Below are 14,599 nucleotides of genomic sequence, written 5' to 3'. Positions count from 1 at the left end.
GACAAGAGAACGAAGCGAATGAATGCAAAGCCAGCGTGGAGAGGGTTTCTGGGCATGTTCAACCTGAACGATGGCCGATGGGGCCGTGGCGACGAGCCGTCGTCCAACGGCGATCGCCCAACCGGCAACCGGCCTCCCGACGCGGACCCGCCGGGCGGCCCGACGCCACCGCCCTCGGGCAACAACAACGGCAACGGCAACCGCCCCCGCGGCCAGGGCCCGAACCAGGGCCCGCCCGACCTCGATGAACTCTGGCGCGACCTCAACCGCAAGCTGGGCGGCTTCTTCGGCGGCAAGGGCGGCGGCAATCGCCCCACGGGCGGCGGCAATGGCGGTGGCGGCAACGGCTATCGGCCGGACATGAAGAATGCCGGCTTCGGCCTCGGACTGGTGGCGGCGGTGGCCGTTCTCATCTGGCTCGGGACCGGCTTCTTCATCGTGAACGAAGGCCAGCAGGCCGTGGTGACCCAGTTCGGCCGCTACAAGTCGACGGTCAATGCCGGCTTCAACTGGCGCCTGCCGTATCCCATCCAGCGCCACGAGGTGGTGGTGGTCACGCAGATCCGCTCGACCGACGTGGGCCGCGACGCCATCGTGCGCTCCACCGGCCTGCGCGAATCGGCCATGCTGACCGAAGACGAGAACATCGTCGAAATCAAGTTCGCCGTGCAGTACCGCCTGAGCAATGCGCAGGCCTGGCTCTACGAGAGCAAGTCGCCGGCCGAAACCATCGTGCAGGTGGCCGAGAGCTCCGTGCGCGAGGTGGTCGGCAAGATGAAGATGGATGCCGCGCTGGCCGAGGAGCGCGACCAGATCGCCCCGCGCGTGCGGCAATTGATGCAAACCATCCTCGACCGCTACAAGATCGGTGTCGAAGTGGTCGGCATCAACCTGCAGCAGGGAGGAGTGCGTCCCCCCGAGCAGGTGCAGGCCGCGTTCGACGACGTGCTCAAGGCCGGCCAGGAGCGCGAGCGCACCAAGAACGATGCGCAGGCCTATGCCAACCAGGTCGTGCCGCTTGCCGCCGGTACGTCCTCGCGGCTCAAGGAAGAGTCCGAAGCCTACAAGGCGCGCATCGTCGCACAGGCACAGGGCGATGCCGGCCGCTTCAGCGCGGTGCTGGCCGAGTACCAGAAGGCGCCGCAGGTCACCCGCGACCGCATGTACACCGACGCCATGCAGCAGATCTATGCCAGCACCACCAAGGTGCTGGTCGATACCAAGCAAGGCTCCAACCTGCTGTACCTGCCGCTGGACAAGCTCATGCAGCTGAGCGGCAGCAACCCGGCCGCAACGCCGGTCGATGCGGCCAGCCCCAGCGTGGCGGGTACCGCGCCCGCCCAGTCGTCGGTGATTCCGGTGGTGCCGCCATCGAGCGAGAGCCGTGCCCGCGATGGCCGTTCGCGTGATCGCGACGTGCGTTGAAAAGGCCAGGAAGAACATGAACAGAATCGGATTCATCGCCTCGTCGATCCTCGTCTTGCTCGTGCTGCTGAGCTCGACCCTCTTCGTGGTCGACCAGCGCCAGTTCGGCGTGGTCTATGCCCTTGGCCAGATCAAGAGCGTCATTACCGAGCCGGGCCTCAACTTCAAGCTGCCGCCGCCGTTCCAGAACGTGTCGTACATCGACAAGCGGCTGCTCACGCTCTCCAGCCTCGACACCGAGCCGATGCTCACGGCCGAGAAGCAGCGCGTGGTGATCGACTGGTACGTGCGCTGGCGCATCACCGATCCGCAGGCCTACATCCGCAACGTCGGCCTCGACGAAAACGCGGGCGCCACGCAGCTCAACCGCGTGGTGCGCAACGCCTTCCAGGAAAACATCAACAAGCGCACCGTGCGCGACCTGATCTCGGTGCGTCGCGAAGCGCTGATGGCCGACGTGCAGCGAGAAGTGCTGGCCGTGGTGAAGGGGTCCAAGCCCTGGGGCGTGGACGTGGTCGACGTGCGCATCACGCGTGTGGACTATGTGGAAGCCATCACCGAATCGGTCTACCGCCGCATGGAGGCCGAGCGCAAGCGCGTGGCCAACGAACTGCGCTCGACCGGTACGGCCGAAGGTGAAAAGATCCGCGCCGACGCCGACCGCCAGCGCGAAGTGATCGTGGCGAACGCCTACCGCGATGCCCAGAAGATCAAGGGCGAGGGCGACGCCCAGGCTGCCGCTGCGTACAGCGAGGCCTTCGGCCGCGACCCGCAGTTCGCGCAGTTCTATCGCAGCCTCGAGGCCTACAAGCAGAGCTTCAACAAGAAGAGCGACGTGATGGTGCTCGACCCGTCGTCGGACTTCTTCCGCGCCATGCAGAGCTCGGGCACGCCCGCAGGCAACGCTCCCCCACGCCGCTGATCCTGCGCCGGGCTGCCGCCGTGAGCGCCGAAATCTTCTGGAGCGCGCTGGCGCTCGTCCTGGTGATCGAGGGCATCCTGCCTTTCGTCTCGCCGGGCGGGTGGCGGCGCGGCTTCGGGCAGCTCATGCAGCTGCGCGACGGCCAGCTGCGCTTCTTCGGACTTTGCAGCATCTTGCTGGGTTTGGCCCTTCTTTGGCTGCTGGGGTAGCGCGGCCCGGTAGAATCCCGGTTTAACCACGCCCCCGATCCCCATGTCCGCCTGGGTCCTCCCGGATCACATTGCCGATGTGCTGCCTTCCGAGGCGCGCCACATCGAAGAACTTCGACGCCAGCTGCTCGATACCGCCCGTGGCTATGGCTACGAGCTGGTGATGCCGCCGCTGCTCGAGCACCTCGAGTCGCTGCTGTCCGGCACCGGCGAGGCGCTCGACCTCCAAACCTTCAAGCTGGTCGACCAGCTCTCCGGCCGCAGCATGGGCCTGAGGGCCGACACCACGCCCCAGGTGGCGCGCATCGACGCCCACCTGCTGAACCGCGAAGGCGTGGCACGGCTGTGCTACTGCGGACCGGTGCTGCACACCCGCCCCGATCGGCCGCATGCCACGCGCGAGCCGCTGCAGTTCGGGGCCGAGATCTACGGCCATGCGGGGCTCGAGGCCGACACCGAAGTGCTGCTGCTGGCGCTCGACTGCCTGCATGCATCGGGCCTGAGCGACGGCGTGATCGTCGACCTGGCGGATGCGCGCATCGTGCGGGCGCTGTTCGCCGGCGTGCCGGTCGACGCCGCCGTGCTGGCGCGCGTGCATGCGGCGCTGGTTGCCAAGGATGCGAGCGAGCTGCATGCGCTCACGCGCAGTTTCCCGGCCGCGTCGCGCGACGGCCTGCGCGCGCTGGTCCAGCTGTATGGCGATGCGTCGGTGCTCGACGAGGCCGCCAAGGCCCTCAAGGGCACGCCGGCCGTGAGCGCGGCGCTGGCCGGATTGAAGCAGCTGGCCGCGAGCCTCGGTGCCGATCCGGCGCGGCAGATCAGCTTCGACCTGGCCGACCTGCGCGGGTATGCCTACTACAGCGGCATGCGCTTCGGCATCTACGTGCCGGGCGCGGCCGATGCGCTGGTGCGCGGCGGGCGCTACGACGAAGTCGGCGCCGTGTTCGGCCGCAACCGGCCGGCGGTCGGCTTCAGCCTGGACGTGCGCGAACTGGTCGGCGTGCTGCCGGCGCGTCCGCTGCGCGCGGCCATCCGCGCGCCCTGGAGCGACGCGGCCGGCCTGCGCGAGGCCATTGCCGGGCTGCGCAAGGCCGGCGAGATCGTGGTCTGCGTACTGCCGGGCCACGGCAGCGAAATCGATGAATTCCACTGCGACCGCGAGCTCGTCGAGCACGCAGGGCAGTGGCAAGTCCGAGCCCTCTGATTTTTTGAAGTAATGGAACGAGCATGAGCGTAACCACCGGAAGAAACGTGGTCGTCGTCGGCACCCAGTGGGGCGATGAAGGCAAGGGCAAGCTGGTCGACTGGCTGACGGAAAGCGCCCAGGGCGTGGTCCGCTTCCAGGGCGGCCACAACGCGGGCCACACGCTGGTCATCAACGGCGTGAAGACCGCGCTGCACCTGATCCCGAGCGGCATCATGCGGCCCGGCGTCAAGTGCTACATCGGCAACGGCGTGGTGCTTTCGGCTGCCAAGCTGTTCGAGGAAATCGAAGGGCTCGAGAAGGCCGGCGTCGAAGTGCGTTCGCGCCTGCGCATCAGCGAGGCCTGCCCGCTGATCCTGCCTTTCCACGCGGCGCTCGACATCGCGCGGGAAACGTATCGCGAAAAAGGTGGCGTCGAGAAGATCGGCACCACCGGCCGCGGCATCGGCCCGGCCTACGAGGACAAGATCGCGCGCCGCGCGCTGCGCGTGCAGGACCTGAAGCACCCCGAGCGTTTCGCCACCAAGCTGCGCGTGCTGCTCGACCTGCACAACCATGTGCTGACGCAGGTGCTCGGCGCGCCCGCCATCGACTTCGACCTGGTCTTCGACGAAGCCATGCGCCATGCCGCGCTGCTCAAGCCGATGATGGCCGACGTGTCGCGCGAGCTGAACGACGCGCACAAGGCCGGCGCCAACCTGCTGTTCGAAGGCGCGCAGGGCACGCTGCTCGACGTCGACCACGGCACCTATCCCTACGTCACCTCGAGCAACTGCGTGGCCGGCAATGCCGCCGCGGGCTCGGGCGTGGGCCCGGGCATGCTGCACTACATCCTGGGCATCACCAAGGCCTACTGCACGCGCGTGGGCGGCGGTCCGTTCCCGACCGAACTCGACTGGGCCACGCCGGGCACGCCGGGCTACCACATGAGCACCGTGGGCGCCGAAAAGGGCGTCACCACGGGCCGCAGCCGCCGCTGCGGCTGGTTCGACGCCGCGCTGCTCAAGCGCTCGGCGCAGGTCAACGGCCTGTCGGGCCTGTGCATCACCAAGCTCGACGTGCTCGACGGGCTCGAGAAGCTCGAGCTGTGCACCGGCTACGAGCTCGACGGCGAGACCACCGACATCCTGCCCATGGGCGCCGACGAGATCGAGCGCTGCACGCCCATCTACGAGACCCTCGAAGGCTGGAGCGAGAGCACCGTCGGCGTCACGCAGTACGACAAGCTGCCCGTGAATGCACGGCTCTACCTGCAGCGCATCGAGCAGATCACGGGCGTGCCGATCCACATGGTTTCCACGAGCCCTGATCGCGACCACACGATCATGATGCGCCACCCCTATCTCGCGGACTGAACAGGAACGAACCCCCACCATGTTGACCGAAGACGGCAAGCATCTCTACGTCAGCTACGACGAGTACAACAACCTGATCGAGAAGCTCGCGATCAAGATCCACCAGTCGGGCTGGCAGTTCGACACCATCCTGTGCCTCGCGCGCGGCGGCATGCGGCCCGGCGACGTGCTTTCGCGCATCTTCGACAAGCCGCTGGCGATCATGTCGACCAGCTCCTACCGCGCCGACGCCGGCACGGTGCAGGGGCACCTGGACATCGCGCGCTTCATCACCACGCCCAAGGGCGAGATCGCCGGCCGGGTGCTGCTGGTGGACGACCTGGCCGACTCTGGCCACACGCTGCACGCGGTGATGGACATGCTGCGCAACAACTACAAGCCGATCACCGAACTGCGCAGCGCGGTGATCTGGACCAAGGCGTTGTCGACCTTCACGCCCGACTACTCGGTCGAGTACCTGCCGACCAACCCGTGGATCCACCAGCCCTTCGAAGGCTACGACTCGCTCGGCGCCGAGAAGCTGCTGGAGAAGTGGTCGGTCTGACCGACCCCGCTGCTGCGCCTGCGGCAGCGCCTCATCGGCATTCGGGCCGCCACGCTGTAGGCGCAGCGCGCATCTGCGCCGGCGCGGCTTGCAGCAGCCGCCGCAACGGCGTAGAACCATAGCGTTAAAGCCTCAAGTTCACAGGCAAGCTTGGAGCCGTTCGCGGCTTCGAAGGAGTGAAGCATGTTGGCGGCCGAATGCGCGTGGGCCATCTTGCGCGCCGAGCACGTTCGCACCCGGGAGCTGCTGGCTCGCCTTGAAACGGCGATGAAGGCAGGGGGCGAAGCGGGCGTCCGGCAGCAGGCAAGGTCGGCCATCGAAGCCATCGAGCGCCTTCAGGCCTTCGAAGAAACAACGCACCGCCCCAAGGGCGTTGTCATGCTGAACATGCTGCGCGGCAGGTCGAGCGAGGCCGACGGGCTTCTCGACCAGCTCGATTCGGAGAGCGAGCGCTGCAGCGGCCTCCTTGCACAGGCAAAGATCCTGCTCGCGAGCGCCGAATCCGGCGACAACACGGGCGCGGACGTGGACGCCGACGCGCTGCTGCGGCAGCACCGGCAATTGATGTCCGCGCATCTGGACAAGGAAGACACGCTGTTGCATTCGCATACGGCGCTGCTGCTCAGTCCGGAGGAATGGGCCGCCGTGGTCTCGTCCATCTCGAAGGAGGTGGGAGCGGCCAGGAAGCGCGGGCATCGCCGTTCGCCGCTGCGCGGACAAGTCCCGAAGCCCGCAGGCTGACATTCCGTGCGACGGGTGCCTAGGCGCCTTCGGAATCGAACATCGCGGTGTAGCGCCGCTGCATTTCCTCCGGCGTCAGCTTCTCGATGCTGTGGCCCACGTTCCAGCGATGGCCGAAGGGGTCGCGGAACACGCCCGATCGCTCGCCGTAGAACTGGTCCTGCGGCGCCATGTCGAGCGTGGCGCCGGCCGCCACGGCACGCGCCACCACGGCGTCGGCATCGTCCACGTGCAGGTGCAGCGTCACCGCAGTGCCGCCCAGCGTCCTGGCGCTGGGAATGCCGTATTCGGCGAACTCGTCCGAGATCATCAGGATTGCGCCGTTGTGGAAGTCGAGTTCCGCATGGCCGATGCGGCCGCTCGGCTCGGTGAGGCGGAAGATCTCCTTGACCTCGAAGACCTTGCAATAGAAGTCGATGGCCGCGCCGGCATCGTCGACGCAGAGGTACGGAAACAGTTCGTGGATTGCCATGAGGGTTGCCTTTCGGAAGGAAGGAAGAAGCCATGTCCCGGCGCCGATTCTGCGGCGCCGCCCCGCTAGCGTCTTGAACGAATTTGACCTGCGGCCGCCGGCACATGCCGAGGCGACACAGCCCCGGACTGCCGCCAGGCCTCTGGCGGCATGCCCGCCAGCGCCGAGAACTCGCGGCTCAGGTGCGCCTGGTCGCTGTAGCCCGCGGCGAGCGCGATCTCGGCCCAGCTCTGCACCGGGCCACCGGCCAGCGCCAGCGCGCGGTCGAAGCGCATCACCCGCGCATATTCCTTCGGGCCGAGGCCGATGCCGCTGCGAAAAAGGGCGATGAAGCGGCGGTGGCTGTAGCCGCTGCGTGCCACCAGCGCGGCGATCGGCGGGTTCTCGCGCGCCAGCGGACCGAGCGCTGCGGCGACGGCCGGGTGCAGGCCGCGCAGGCCGGCGCCTTGCGAATCGATGGCGCGCTGGGCGAGCAAGGCTTCGAAGACCGCCAGCTGCGCTTCGAGGCTGCCCGCCGCGTGGATCCGTTCGAGCGCGGCGTTGGCCTGCTGCGCACCCCAGAGCGCATCGAGCGGCGTGTGCTGGCCGGCCAGCGCGTCTTCGGGTGCGCCGAGCAGCGCGCGGGCGGCCCCTGGCTGGAGCTGCGCGCCGACCGAGCGCGTGGCCACCGAAACGTCGCGCATGTAGGGGGCGGCACGTGCACCGCCGACGATCGCATGGCCGCAGGTCTGGCCGCGCACGTCGCCCGGGCCGCCGAACAGCTTCAGCGGCGGCCCCGAGAGCCGGAACACCAGGTGCATGCCCCCGGTGGGCAGCACGTGTTCGCGCGCGCCCGGCTGCCCGGCGGCCGCGCCCGTGGGGGCCGAGGCCCACATCAGCCGCACGTAGGGACGCAGGCAGGGGGCGGGGAGTCTTGTCAGCTGCGGCATGCTGCAGCCCTGGGGAAAAACCGGCTGTTGCCCATCGGCGCATTGTGCGGCGGATTGCCGCGCTAGCATCGGGCCATGAGCAAGCCTTCCACGACCCTGATCCACCACCCCTACACGCCGCCCGCCAACTTCGCCGCGCCGCAGCCGGGCATCTACAAGGCATCGACCGTGTTCTTTGCCGACGTGGCCGCGATGCGCGCGCGCGACTGGAAGACCAAGGCCGGCTACACCTACGGCCTGCATGGCACGCCAACCACCTTCACGCTCGAGGAGCGCCTGGCCACGCTCGAAGGCGGCACCGAGTGCCTGCTGGTGCCGAGCGGCCTGGCCGCCATTTCGCTGGTTTCCTTCGCCTTCCTGAAGAGCGGCGACGAAGTGCTGATTCCCGACAACGCCTACGGCCCCAACAAGGCGCTGGCGACCGGCGAGCTGGCCAACTTCGGCATCACGCACCGCCTGTACGACGCGATGAATCCTGCCGACCTGGCCGCCAAGCTCTCGGACCGCACGCGGCTGGTGTGGCTCGAGGCGGCGGGCTCGGTGACGATGGAGTTTCCGGACCTGCCGGCGCTCGTGAAAGCCTGCCGTGCGCGCGGCGTGATGACGGCGCTGGACAACACCTGGGGCGCGGGCCTCGCGTTCGCGCCCTTCGATTTCAACGGCAGCGGGCAGGGCGTGGACATCTCGGTGCATGCGCTCACCAAATATCCGAGCGGCGGCGGCGACGTGCTGATGGGCAGCGTCGTCACGCGCGACGAGCGGCTGCACCGCGCGCTCAAGCTCACGCACATGCGCACGGGCTTCGGCGTGGGCGTCGGCGACGTGGAAACGCTGCTGCGGTCGCTGCCGAGCATCGGGCTGCGCTATGCCGCGCACGACCGTTCGGCGCGCGAGCTGGCGCGCTGGCTTGCCGGCCGCGAAGAGATCGCGCAGGTGCTCCACCCGGCACTCGAAGGATCGCCCGGCCATGCCAACTGGCGTGCGCTGTGCGGCGGCACGGACCTGGCAGCGGGCCTGTTCTCGGTTGTGTTCGACGAAAGCTTCAGCACCGAGCAGGTCGACCGCTTCTGCGACAGCCTGAACCTGTTCCGCCTCGGCTATTCGTGGGGCGGCCCGGTGAGCCTGGTGGTGCCCTACGACATCGGCCTGATGCGCGATGCCAGCGTGGCGCGCTGGCCGCACAAGGGCACGCTGGTGCGCTTCTCGGTCGGGCTGGAAGATGTGGAAGACCTGCGGGCCGACCTGCAGCAGGCGCTCGCGCGGATGTAAGAGAAGTTTTCCGGATGCCGGGGCCCGCGGCTCCACGGGCTTTGGGTGCACCGTTATCGCTTACAGTTGGATGACACGCAGTCGCTTTGACTGCCTCGTTCAAGGAGAGAACAGTGGCAACACCCAATTACGGCTACGAAAAGCGCCAGAAGGAGCTGGCCAAGAAGAAGAAAAAGGAAGAGAAGCTCCGCGAAAAGGCCAATCGCAAGCTCTCCCCGAGCAGCGACGGCCTGGCCCCGGGTGACCCGGAAACCGACGTGGCCTCGCTCGAGCGCGATCCGCCGACGGTGCCCGATCTGCCGACCAAGAACGGCTGATCCCAGATCAAGCTCTCGACAAGAAAGCCGCTGCGGGCCCTCGGGCCTGGAGCGGCTTTTTCTGTTTCGGCAGGCCTACTTGGCGGCGAGCAGCTTGCGCAGTTCCGGCCAGACGTTGTCGAGCAGTTGCGGCTGCGCGGCGGCCGTGGGATGGATGCGGTCGGCCTGGAACAGCGCCAGCGCGTCGGGCGCATCGGCCACGCCCTTGAGCAGGAAGGGCACCAGCGCCGCCTTGGTGGTGCTGGCCACCTTGCCGAACACGGCCTCGAAGCGCCGCGTGTAGTCGCCGCCGTAATTGGGCGGCACCTGGATGCCGACGATCAGCACCTTGGCGCCGGCCGCCTGCGCCGCCTTGGTGATCTGCAGCAGGTTGTCCTCGGTGTTCTGCAGCGGCAGGCCGCGCAGCGCATCGTTGGCACCCAGCTCGACCACCACATGGGTGGGCTTGTGCTGCGCCAGCAGCGAGGCAAAGCGGGCCCGTCCGCCCGAGCTGGTGTCGCCGCTGATGCTGGCATTGACCACCGTGGCCGGGATCTTCTGCTGGGCGAGGCGCTTCTCGAGCAGGGGCACCCAGCCTTCGCCGCGCTTGAGGCCGTACTCGGCGCTCAGCGAATCGCCAAGCACCAGGATCACGGGCTGGCGGGGCGCCGCGGCCTGCGCGCCCTGGGCATGGGCTGCCGTCCATGTCCCTGCGCTGCCGAGTGCGGCAGCGCTCAAGATAAAGTCACGTCGTTTCAAAACGAAAAGCCTTTCCATGTCCCAACCCCCGTCTGATGCCATTGTCGCAGTCGAGCATGTGTTCAAGTCCGTGACCGACTCGACCGGTACGCTCGACATTCTGCAGAACATCGATTTCACCCTGGGCGCGCGGGAGACCGCCGCCATCGTGGGTGCCTCGGGTTCGGGCAAGAGCACCTTGCTGTCGATCATTGCCGGGCTCGACACGCCCACGCGCGGCACCGTCAGGCTCGCGGGCGACGACATCTTCGCCATCGACGAGGACGAGCGCGCCGCGCTGCGCGCCCAGCGCGTGGGCTTCGTGTTCCAGAGCTTCCAGCTGCTGGGCAACCTGAGCGCGCTCGAGAACGTGATGCTGCCGCTCGAACTGGCCGACCGCAAGGATGCGCGCAAGGCCGCCACCGAGATGCTCGGGCGCGTCGGCCTCGGCCAGCGGCTCGGCCACTATCCCAAGGTGCTCTCGGGCGGCGAGCAGCAGCGCGTGGCGCTGGCCAGGGCCTTCGTGGTGCAGCCGGCGCTGCTGCTGGCCGACGAGCCCACCGGCAGCCTCGACTTCGCGACCGGCGAGCAGGTCATGCGGCTGATGTTCGACCTGAACCGCGAACTCGGCACCACGCTCGTGCTGGTCACGCACGACCGCGGCATTGCGGCCCAGTGCGAGCGCCGCATCACCATCGAGGCCGGGCGCATGGCGCTCAACGAGTCGACGCCGGTGCTGGTGGCTTCGCTGCAGGCATGATCGTTCCCCGGTTCTGGGCCGAAGGCCGCATCCAGGAGCACGTCGCGGGCAAGCAGATCACGGTGCGGCGCTACGGCTGGTCCGACGAGAGCCCGATCGCCGCGCAGGCCCATGCCGACCAGCGCACGCAAGAGGCATTCGAGCGCATCGCTGCGGGCGAGGCGCTCAACCGCCGCGAGCGCAAGCTGGCCTACAACGGCGCCGAAGGCGTGCCCATCCGCGAAGAGATCGTCGAGCGCCAGGGCGACACCGTCATCACCCGCAACAGCTATGGCGCGCGCTGCCTCAACACGCCCGACGTGCTGTTCGTCGACATCGACTTCGACGAACCCCTGCGCGGCAGCGTCTTCGGCTTTGCACTGGCGCCCGCGCTGATCGCCGGCATCGTCGGCGGCTGGACCGCCAAGACCTGGCTGGGCGGGCTGATCGCGGCCATGGTGGTCTTTGCCGTCGCCTACCGCATCGGCCTGGCCAGGAAGCGCGGCGAGGCCAGCGGCAACCCCGCGCCCGAAAAGCGCGCGGCCGAGCGCATCGGGCGCTTCGTCCACCAGCACCCCGACTGGCACCTGCGCCTGTACCGCACGCCGGCCGGCTTCCGGGTGCTGGCGATGCACGACGTCTTCAGCCCGGCCGACATGGCGGTGGCCGACTGCTTCCATGCACTGGGTGTCGACAAGGTCTACGCACGCATGTGCCGCAACCAGAACTGCTTTCGCGCCCGCCTGAGCGCCAAGCCCTGGCGCATCGGCATCGGCGAGCACCTGCGGCCGCGGCCGGGCGTGTGGCCCGTGTCGCCCGAGAAGCTGCCGCTGCGCGATGCCTGGGTGGCGCGCTACGAAAAGGCCGCCGAAGGCCATGCCGCCTGCCAGTACCTGGAAAGCGCCGGCAACAGCGCACGGGTGCATCCGAACGCGCTGGCCGTGCAGCAGCTGCACGACGAACGCACCCGCGCGCACAGCGGATTGCCGATGGCCTGAAGGACGGGGCGCGCAGGCCTCGATAATCGGGGGATGTCTTCTCCCAAAGTGATCTTCGGCTTCCATGCCGTGGGCGTGCGCATCAAGACCGCGCCCAAATCGGTGCTCGAAGTGATGTTCGACACCAGCCGGCGCGATGCGCGCATGAAACAGTTCATCGCCCGCGCGCAGGAGGCCGGCGTGCGGCTGGTCGAGGCCGACGGGCTGCGGCTGGCCAAGCTCAGCGGCAGCCATGGTCACCAGGGCGTGGTCGCGCGGGTCGAGCCCATTGCGCAGGTGCGTTCGCTCGACGAACTGCTCGAAGGCCTGGAGGAGGCCGGCACCGTGCCGCTCCTGCTGGTGCTCGACGGCGTGACCGATCCGCACAATCTGGGCGCCTGCCTGCGCGTGGCCGACGGTGCCGGGGCCCATGCGGTGATCGCGCCCAAGGACCATGCGGCCGGCATCAACGCCACCGTGGCCAAGGTGGCGAGCGGCGCGGCCGAGACGGTGCCCTATTTCATGGTGACCAACCTCGCGCGCACGCTGAACGAACTCAAGGAACGCAGCATCTGGTGCGTCGGCACCAGCGACGATGCGCCCGGCACCCTCTACCAGAGCGACCTCAAGCGGCCGCTGGCGCTGGTGCTCGGCGCCGAAGGCGAGGGCATGCGCCAGCTCACCCGCAAGACCTGCGACGAGCTCGTGAGCATTCCCATGGCGGGCGCGGTCGAGAGCCTGAACGTTTCCGTAGCCAGCGGCGTGTGCCTCTACGAGGCCATGCGGCAGCGCAGCGCCTGAGGCAGCGGTGCGGCCGGGGCGCGGTTCAGGTCAGGAGGGATCTTTGCTGCGCGTGCGGGCCACCGCGCTGAAGATGCCGATGCCCAGGATGATCAGCGCACCGATGCCGATGTAGAGCGTCGGCACGCCGGCCACCGAGGCGCCCCAGGCGAGGCCGGCGAGGAAGATCAGAAAACCGATCATGTAGAGCACAAAGGACATGCGTGTTCCCCCGGAAGCTTTGATGCCTTGCAGTATCCCGGCCGGTCCCGGGGCGGGCACAGGCCGGTGTCTCCAGTCGCTGTGGGAACTTGCCTACTACTTTCGCGCCGCTATGCCGGGGAGGCGACCAGCAGGTAGCGGCAGCCCGCGCGGCCGAGCGCCTTGAAGACCAGCGGCCGGTCGACGCCGAAATCCAGGCAGTCGCCGGGCGCGAGTTCGAAGCGCTCCTCGCCGTAGTCCACCCGCAGCGCGCCTTCGAGCATCCACAGGCATTGCCGGTACGGCTTGCCGCTCCAGCGCGGATAGGCGACCTGCGCCGAACGCGGCAATTCGATCTCGACCATCTCCACGCCGCCGCTCGCGCCGCGCTCGGCGACCTGGCGCCGCAGGTAGCCTGCCTCGGGATCGCGCCAGACCTCCTGTTCGGCCCGGGGGCGCAGCCGGCGCGGCGAAGCCTTCTCCTCCGTCAGCAGCTGCGCGAGCGGCACGCCCAGGCCGGCGGCCAGCCGGCCCAGCAGCACGGCCGTCGGGCTGCTCTCCGCGCGCTCCACCTTCGAGATCATGGCCTTGCTGACGCCGGAAAGCTCGGCCAGCTCGGCCAGGCTCAGCGCCTTGGCCTGGCGCAGCGCGAGCAGCCGGGCGGCAATGAGCGAGTCGATGCCGGAGGGCTCGGCAGGCGGAGATGAATTGTTTCTCATATGAGATTATTATTCTCCTATATTGGACAGATTGAAATTGGACAGCCTGAAAGGAACGAACATGCGCCTGGTCCCCTGCACCGAGGAAGCCCACGCGGGCGCCATCCTTGCCATCCTCAACGAGGCCATTGCCAATTCGACGGCGCTGTACGACTACAAGCCGCGCACGCCCGAGAGCATGGTGGCGTGGTTCGCCACCAAGCGCGCCAACGGCTTTCCCGTGATCGGCGCGGAAGACGAGAGCGGCAAGCTGCTGGGTTTTGCGAGCTACGGCACGTTCCGCGCCTTTCCGGCCTACAAGTACACGGTGGAGCACTCGGTGTATGTCGAGGCGGGCCACCGCGGCGCGGGTCTCGGCCGCAGGCTCATGGAGGCGATCATTGCCGAGGCCGTGGCGCACGACGTGCACGTCATGGTCGGCGCCATCGATGCCGCCAACGCCGGCAGCATCGGGCTGCATGAGCGCCTGGGCTTCGAGCATGCCGGCACCGTGCGGCAGGCCGGATTCAAGTTCGGCCGCTGGCTCGACGTGGCCTTCTACCAGCGCATTCTTTCCACGCCGCTGAATCCGGTCGACGGCTAGCTCGCGCGAACTACATGAGCGCGAAGAAGCGCATCACGACTTCGGCCGGGTGCCTGAGGCCCGCCCCGACGAACATGCGCTCGTTGATCCATTTCAGAGAAGCAGAGGCCGTCTCGAAGCGCGGACTGCAGCGGAAGTAGACCTGCGCCGGATCGACCGGCTCGCCGCGCAGCAGCATGGCCATGACCTCTGGCGCGGCCGCGCGAATGGCGTGGTTCTGCACGTAGACCAGGTCGCCCGCATCGGTTTCCAGCCCGTAGCGCGCGTCCAGTTCGGAGAGCGTGTCGCTCACGATCAATTGAAAGTCGCTGCCGCCCGGCAGCACCCGGGCGCGCCAGCCGTGGCCCGATGCTTCCCCGCCCGTGATCGGCACCACGCGGCGCAGGCCGCGCGCGCTGCTGCCCAGCACCTGCGGCACGCCCACTTCGACGCGCAGGTCGGCGAAGTGCTCGAGCAGGGGCGTGGCGATGGCGTCGAAGCCGCTCATGGGGCCCGC

General features: G+C 68.3%; 19 protein-coding genes. 13 read left to right on the top strand and 6 right to left on the bottom strand.

What is annotated here, in order from left to right; genetic code table 11:
• Positions 1-54: 54 nt before the first annotated feature.
• The 7 genes from hflK to AC1DMS_RS13125 all read left to right on the top strand — a co-directional run bounded on the left by hflK (position 55) and on the right by AC1DMS_RS13125 (position 6,400).
• On the top strand, positions 55-1,425 hold the full coding sequence (gene hflK, locus AC1DMS_RS13155) for an FtsH protease activity modulator HflK (protein WP_012747313.1): 1,371 nt from the start codon (positions 55-57) through the stop codon (positions 1,423-1,425).
• Between the two features lie 16 nt (positions 1,426-1,441).
• Positions 1,442-2,347 (top strand): protease modulator HflC, encoded by a 906-nt coding sequence (gene hflC, locus AC1DMS_RS13150; protein WP_012747314.1) that lies wholly within the window; start codon positions 1,442-1,444, stop codon positions 2,345-2,347.
• 20 nt (positions 2,348-2,367) lie between these two features.
• The gene (locus tag AC1DMS_RS13145) at positions 2,368-2,556 is read left to right on the top strand and encodes a DUF2065 domain-containing protein (protein ID WP_012747315.1); all 189 of its coding nucleotides are present in this window, start codon (positions 2,368-2,370) and stop codon (positions 2,554-2,556) included.
• A gap of 43 nt (positions 2,557-2,599) precedes the next feature.
• Positions 2,600-3,760 carry an ATP phosphoribosyltransferase regulatory subunit gene (locus AC1DMS_RS13140; protein WP_012747316.1) on the top strand — a complete coding sequence of 387 codons (1,161 nt, stop codon included), beginning with the start codon at positions 2,600-2,602 and terminating at the stop codon, positions 3,758-3,760.
• A gap of 23 nt (positions 3,761-3,783) precedes the next feature.
• Positions 3,784-5,115: an adenylosuccinate synthase gene (locus AC1DMS_RS13135; protein WP_012747317.1), complete on the top strand. Its 1,332-nt coding sequence runs from the start codon at positions 3,784-3,786 to the stop codon at positions 5,113-5,115.
• A 19-nt stretch (positions 5,116-5,134) separates the two neighbouring features.
• On the top strand, positions 5,135-5,659 hold the full coding sequence (locus tag AC1DMS_RS13130) for a phosphoribosyltransferase (RefSeq protein WP_012747318.1): 525 nt from the start codon (positions 5,135-5,137) through the stop codon (positions 5,657-5,659).
• A 183-nt stretch (positions 5,660-5,842) separates the two neighbouring features.
• Positions 5,843-6,400 (top strand): hemerythrin domain-containing protein, encoded by a 558-nt coding sequence (locus AC1DMS_RS13125; RefSeq protein ID WP_012747319.1) that lies wholly within the window; start codon positions 5,843-5,845, stop codon positions 6,398-6,400.
• Between the two features lie 19 nt (positions 6,401-6,419).
• Here the strand turns inward: AC1DMS_RS13125 and AC1DMS_RS13120 are convergent, their stop codons facing one another.
• Positions 6,420-6,872, bottom strand: a complete 453-nt coding sequence (locus AC1DMS_RS13120) for a VOC family protein (RefSeq protein ID WP_012747320.1) — start codon at positions 6,870-6,872, stop codon at positions 6,420-6,422.
• Between the two features lie 65 nt (positions 6,873-6,937).
• A complete protein-coding gene (locus tag AC1DMS_RS13115) occupies positions 6,938-7,801 on the bottom strand; it encodes a helix-turn-helix domain-containing protein (protein ID WP_012747321.1) in 864 nt (287 codons plus the stop codon).
• Positions 7,802-7,876: 75 nt separating this feature from the next.
• On the opposite strand from AC1DMS_RS13115, the gene AC1DMS_RS13110 reads away from it, so the two are divergent.
• Positions 7,877-9,070 carry a PLP-dependent transferase gene (locus AC1DMS_RS13110; RefSeq protein ID WP_012747322.1) on the top strand — a complete coding sequence of 398 codons (1,194 nt, stop codon included), beginning with the start codon at positions 7,877-7,879 and terminating at the stop codon, positions 9,068-9,070.
• 113 nt (positions 9,071-9,183) lie between these two features.
• A complete protein-coding gene (locus AC1DMS_RS13105; protein WP_012747323.1) occupies positions 9,184-9,387 on the top strand; it encodes a hypothetical protein in 204 nt (67 codons plus the stop codon).
• 75 nt (positions 9,388-9,462) lie between these two features.
• Here AC1DMS_RS13105 and AC1DMS_RS13100 read toward each other — a convergent pair whose 3' ends face one another.
• On the bottom strand, positions 9,463-10,143 hold the full coding sequence (locus AC1DMS_RS13100; RefSeq protein ID WP_041945476.1) for an arylesterase: 681 nt from the start codon (positions 10,141-10,143) through the stop codon (positions 9,463-9,465).
• On the opposite strand from AC1DMS_RS13100, the gene AC1DMS_RS13095 reads away from it, so the two are divergent.
• The 3 genes from AC1DMS_RS13095 to rlmB are packed head-to-tail and all read left to right on the top strand — an operon-like array spanning position 10,142 to position 12,621.
• Positions 10,142-10,864: an ABC transporter ATP-binding protein gene (locus tag AC1DMS_RS13095; RefSeq protein WP_012747325.1), complete on the top strand. Its 723-nt coding sequence runs from the start codon at positions 10,142-10,144 to the stop codon at positions 10,862-10,864. The genes AC1DMS_RS13100 and AC1DMS_RS13095 overlap by 2 nt on opposite strands.
• Positions 10,861-11,841, top strand: coding sequence for a hypothetical protein (locus AC1DMS_RS13090; protein WP_012747326.1), 981 nt, complete (start codon positions 10,861-10,863; stop codon positions 11,839-11,841). Before AC1DMS_RS13095 ends, AC1DMS_RS13090 begins: the two co-directional genes overlap by 4 nt.
• Before the next feature lie 33 nt (positions 11,842-11,874).
• Positions 11,875-12,621 carry a 23S rRNA (guanosine(2251)-2'-O)-methyltransferase RlmB gene (rlmB, locus tag AC1DMS_RS13085; protein ID WP_012747327.1) on the top strand — a complete coding sequence of 249 codons (747 nt, stop codon included), beginning with the start codon at positions 11,875-11,877 and terminating at the stop codon, positions 12,619-12,621.
• 30 nt (positions 12,622-12,651) lie between these two features.
• Here the strand turns inward: rlmB and AC1DMS_RS13080 are convergent, their stop codons facing one another.
• Both AC1DMS_RS13080 and AC1DMS_RS13075 read right to left on the bottom strand, forming a co-directional pair.
• Positions 12,652-12,822, bottom strand: a complete 171-nt coding sequence (locus AC1DMS_RS13080; RefSeq protein WP_012747328.1) for a hypothetical protein — start codon at positions 12,820-12,822, stop codon at positions 12,652-12,654.
• 110 nt (positions 12,823-12,932) lie between these two features.
• Positions 12,933-13,520, bottom strand: coding sequence for a helix-turn-helix domain-containing protein (locus tag AC1DMS_RS13075; RefSeq protein ID WP_012747329.1), 588 nt, complete (start codon positions 13,518-13,520; stop codon positions 12,933-12,935).
• 61 nt (positions 13,521-13,581) lie between these two features.
• Between AC1DMS_RS13075 and AC1DMS_RS13070 the strand changes: the two genes are divergently transcribed.
• Positions 13,582-14,103, top strand: a complete 522-nt coding sequence (locus tag AC1DMS_RS13070) for a GNAT family N-acetyltransferase (protein WP_062361589.1) — start codon at positions 13,582-13,584, stop codon at positions 14,101-14,103.
• Positions 14,104-14,113: 10 nt separating this feature from the next.
• On the opposite strand, the gene AC1DMS_RS13065 is transcribed toward AC1DMS_RS13070, so the two are convergent.
• Complete coding sequence (locus AC1DMS_RS13065; RefSeq protein ID WP_012747331.1) at positions 14,114-14,590, bottom strand: DUF3237 domain-containing protein; 477 nt, start codon at positions 14,588-14,590, stop codon at positions 14,114-14,116.
• Positions 14,591-14,599: the final 9 nt, after the last annotated feature.

It is taken from the genome of Variovorax sp. 05T418, from assembly GCF_056396385.1.
The sequence above is the reverse complement of the archived record's forward strand: the minus strand, read 5'-3'. Positions and strand labels throughout refer to the sequence as shown.

What these genes read in the sequence shown, in the direction of transcription:
- AC1DMS_RS13130 (WP_012747318.1), top strand. Translation starts at nt 5,135, where the DNA reads ATGTTGACCGAAGACGGCAAGCATCTCTACGTCAGCTACGACGAGTAC.
- rlmB (WP_012747327.1), top strand. Translation starts at nt 11,875, where the DNA reads ATGTCTTCTCCCAAAGTGATCTTCGGCTTCCATGCCGTGGGCGTGCGC.
- AC1DMS_RS13070 (WP_062361589.1), top strand. Translation starts at nt 13,582, where the DNA reads ATGCGCCTGGTCCCCTGCACCGAGGAAGCCCACGCGGGCGCCATCCTT.
- AC1DMS_RS13120 (WP_012747320.1), bottom strand. Translation starts at nt 6,872, where the DNA reads ATGGCAATCCACGAACTGTTTCCGTACCTCTGCGTCGACGATGCCGGC.
- AC1DMS_RS13065 (WP_012747331.1), bottom strand. Translation starts at nt 14,590, where the DNA reads ATGAGCGGCTTCGACGCCATCGCCACGCCCCTGCTCGAGCACTTCGCC.
- AC1DMS_RS13125 (WP_012747319.1), top strand. Translation starts at nt 5,843, where the DNA reads ATGTTGGCGGCCGAATGCGCGTGGGCCATCTTGCGCGCCGAGCACGTT.
- AC1DMS_RS13135 (WP_012747317.1), top strand. Translation starts at nt 3,784, where the DNA reads ATGAGCGTAACCACCGGAAGAAACGTGGTCGTCGTCGGCACCCAGTGG.
- AC1DMS_RS13100 (WP_041945476.1), bottom strand. Translation starts at nt 10,143, where the DNA reads ATGGAAAGGCTTTTCGTTTTGAAACGACGTGACTTTATCTTGAGCGCT.
- AC1DMS_RS13110 (WP_012747322.1), top strand. Translation starts at nt 7,877, where the DNA reads ATGAGCAAGCCTTCCACGACCCTGATCCACCACCCCTACACGCCGCCC.
- AC1DMS_RS13080 (WP_012747328.1), bottom strand. Translation starts at nt 12,822, where the DNA reads ATGTCCTTTGTGCTCTACATGATCGGTTTTCTGATCTTCCTCGCCGGC.
- AC1DMS_RS13115 (WP_012747321.1), bottom strand. Translation starts at nt 7,801, where the DNA reads ATGCCGCAGCTGACAAGACTCCCCGCCCCCTGCCTGCGTCCCTACGTG.
- AC1DMS_RS13075 (WP_012747329.1), bottom strand. Translation starts at nt 13,520, where the DNA reads ATGAGAAACAATTCATCTCCGCCTGCCGAGCCCTCCGGCATCGACTCG.
- hflC (WP_012747314.1), top strand. Translation starts at nt 1,442, where the DNA reads ATGAACAGAATCGGATTCATCGCCTCGTCGATCCTCGTCTTGCTCGTG.
- hflK (WP_012747313.1), top strand. Translation starts at nt 55, where the DNA reads ATGTTCAACCTGAACGATGGCCGATGGGGCCGTGGCGACGAGCCGTCG.
- AC1DMS_RS13090 (WP_012747326.1), top strand. Translation starts at nt 10,861, where the DNA reads ATGATCGTTCCCCGGTTCTGGGCCGAAGGCCGCATCCAGGAGCACGTC.
- AC1DMS_RS13140 (WP_012747316.1), top strand. Translation starts at nt 2,600, where the DNA reads ATGTCCGCCTGGGTCCTCCCGGATCACATTGCCGATGTGCTGCCTTCC.
- AC1DMS_RS13095 (WP_012747325.1), top strand. Translation starts at nt 10,142, where the DNA reads ATGTCCCAACCCCCGTCTGATGCCATTGTCGCAGTCGAGCATGTGTTC.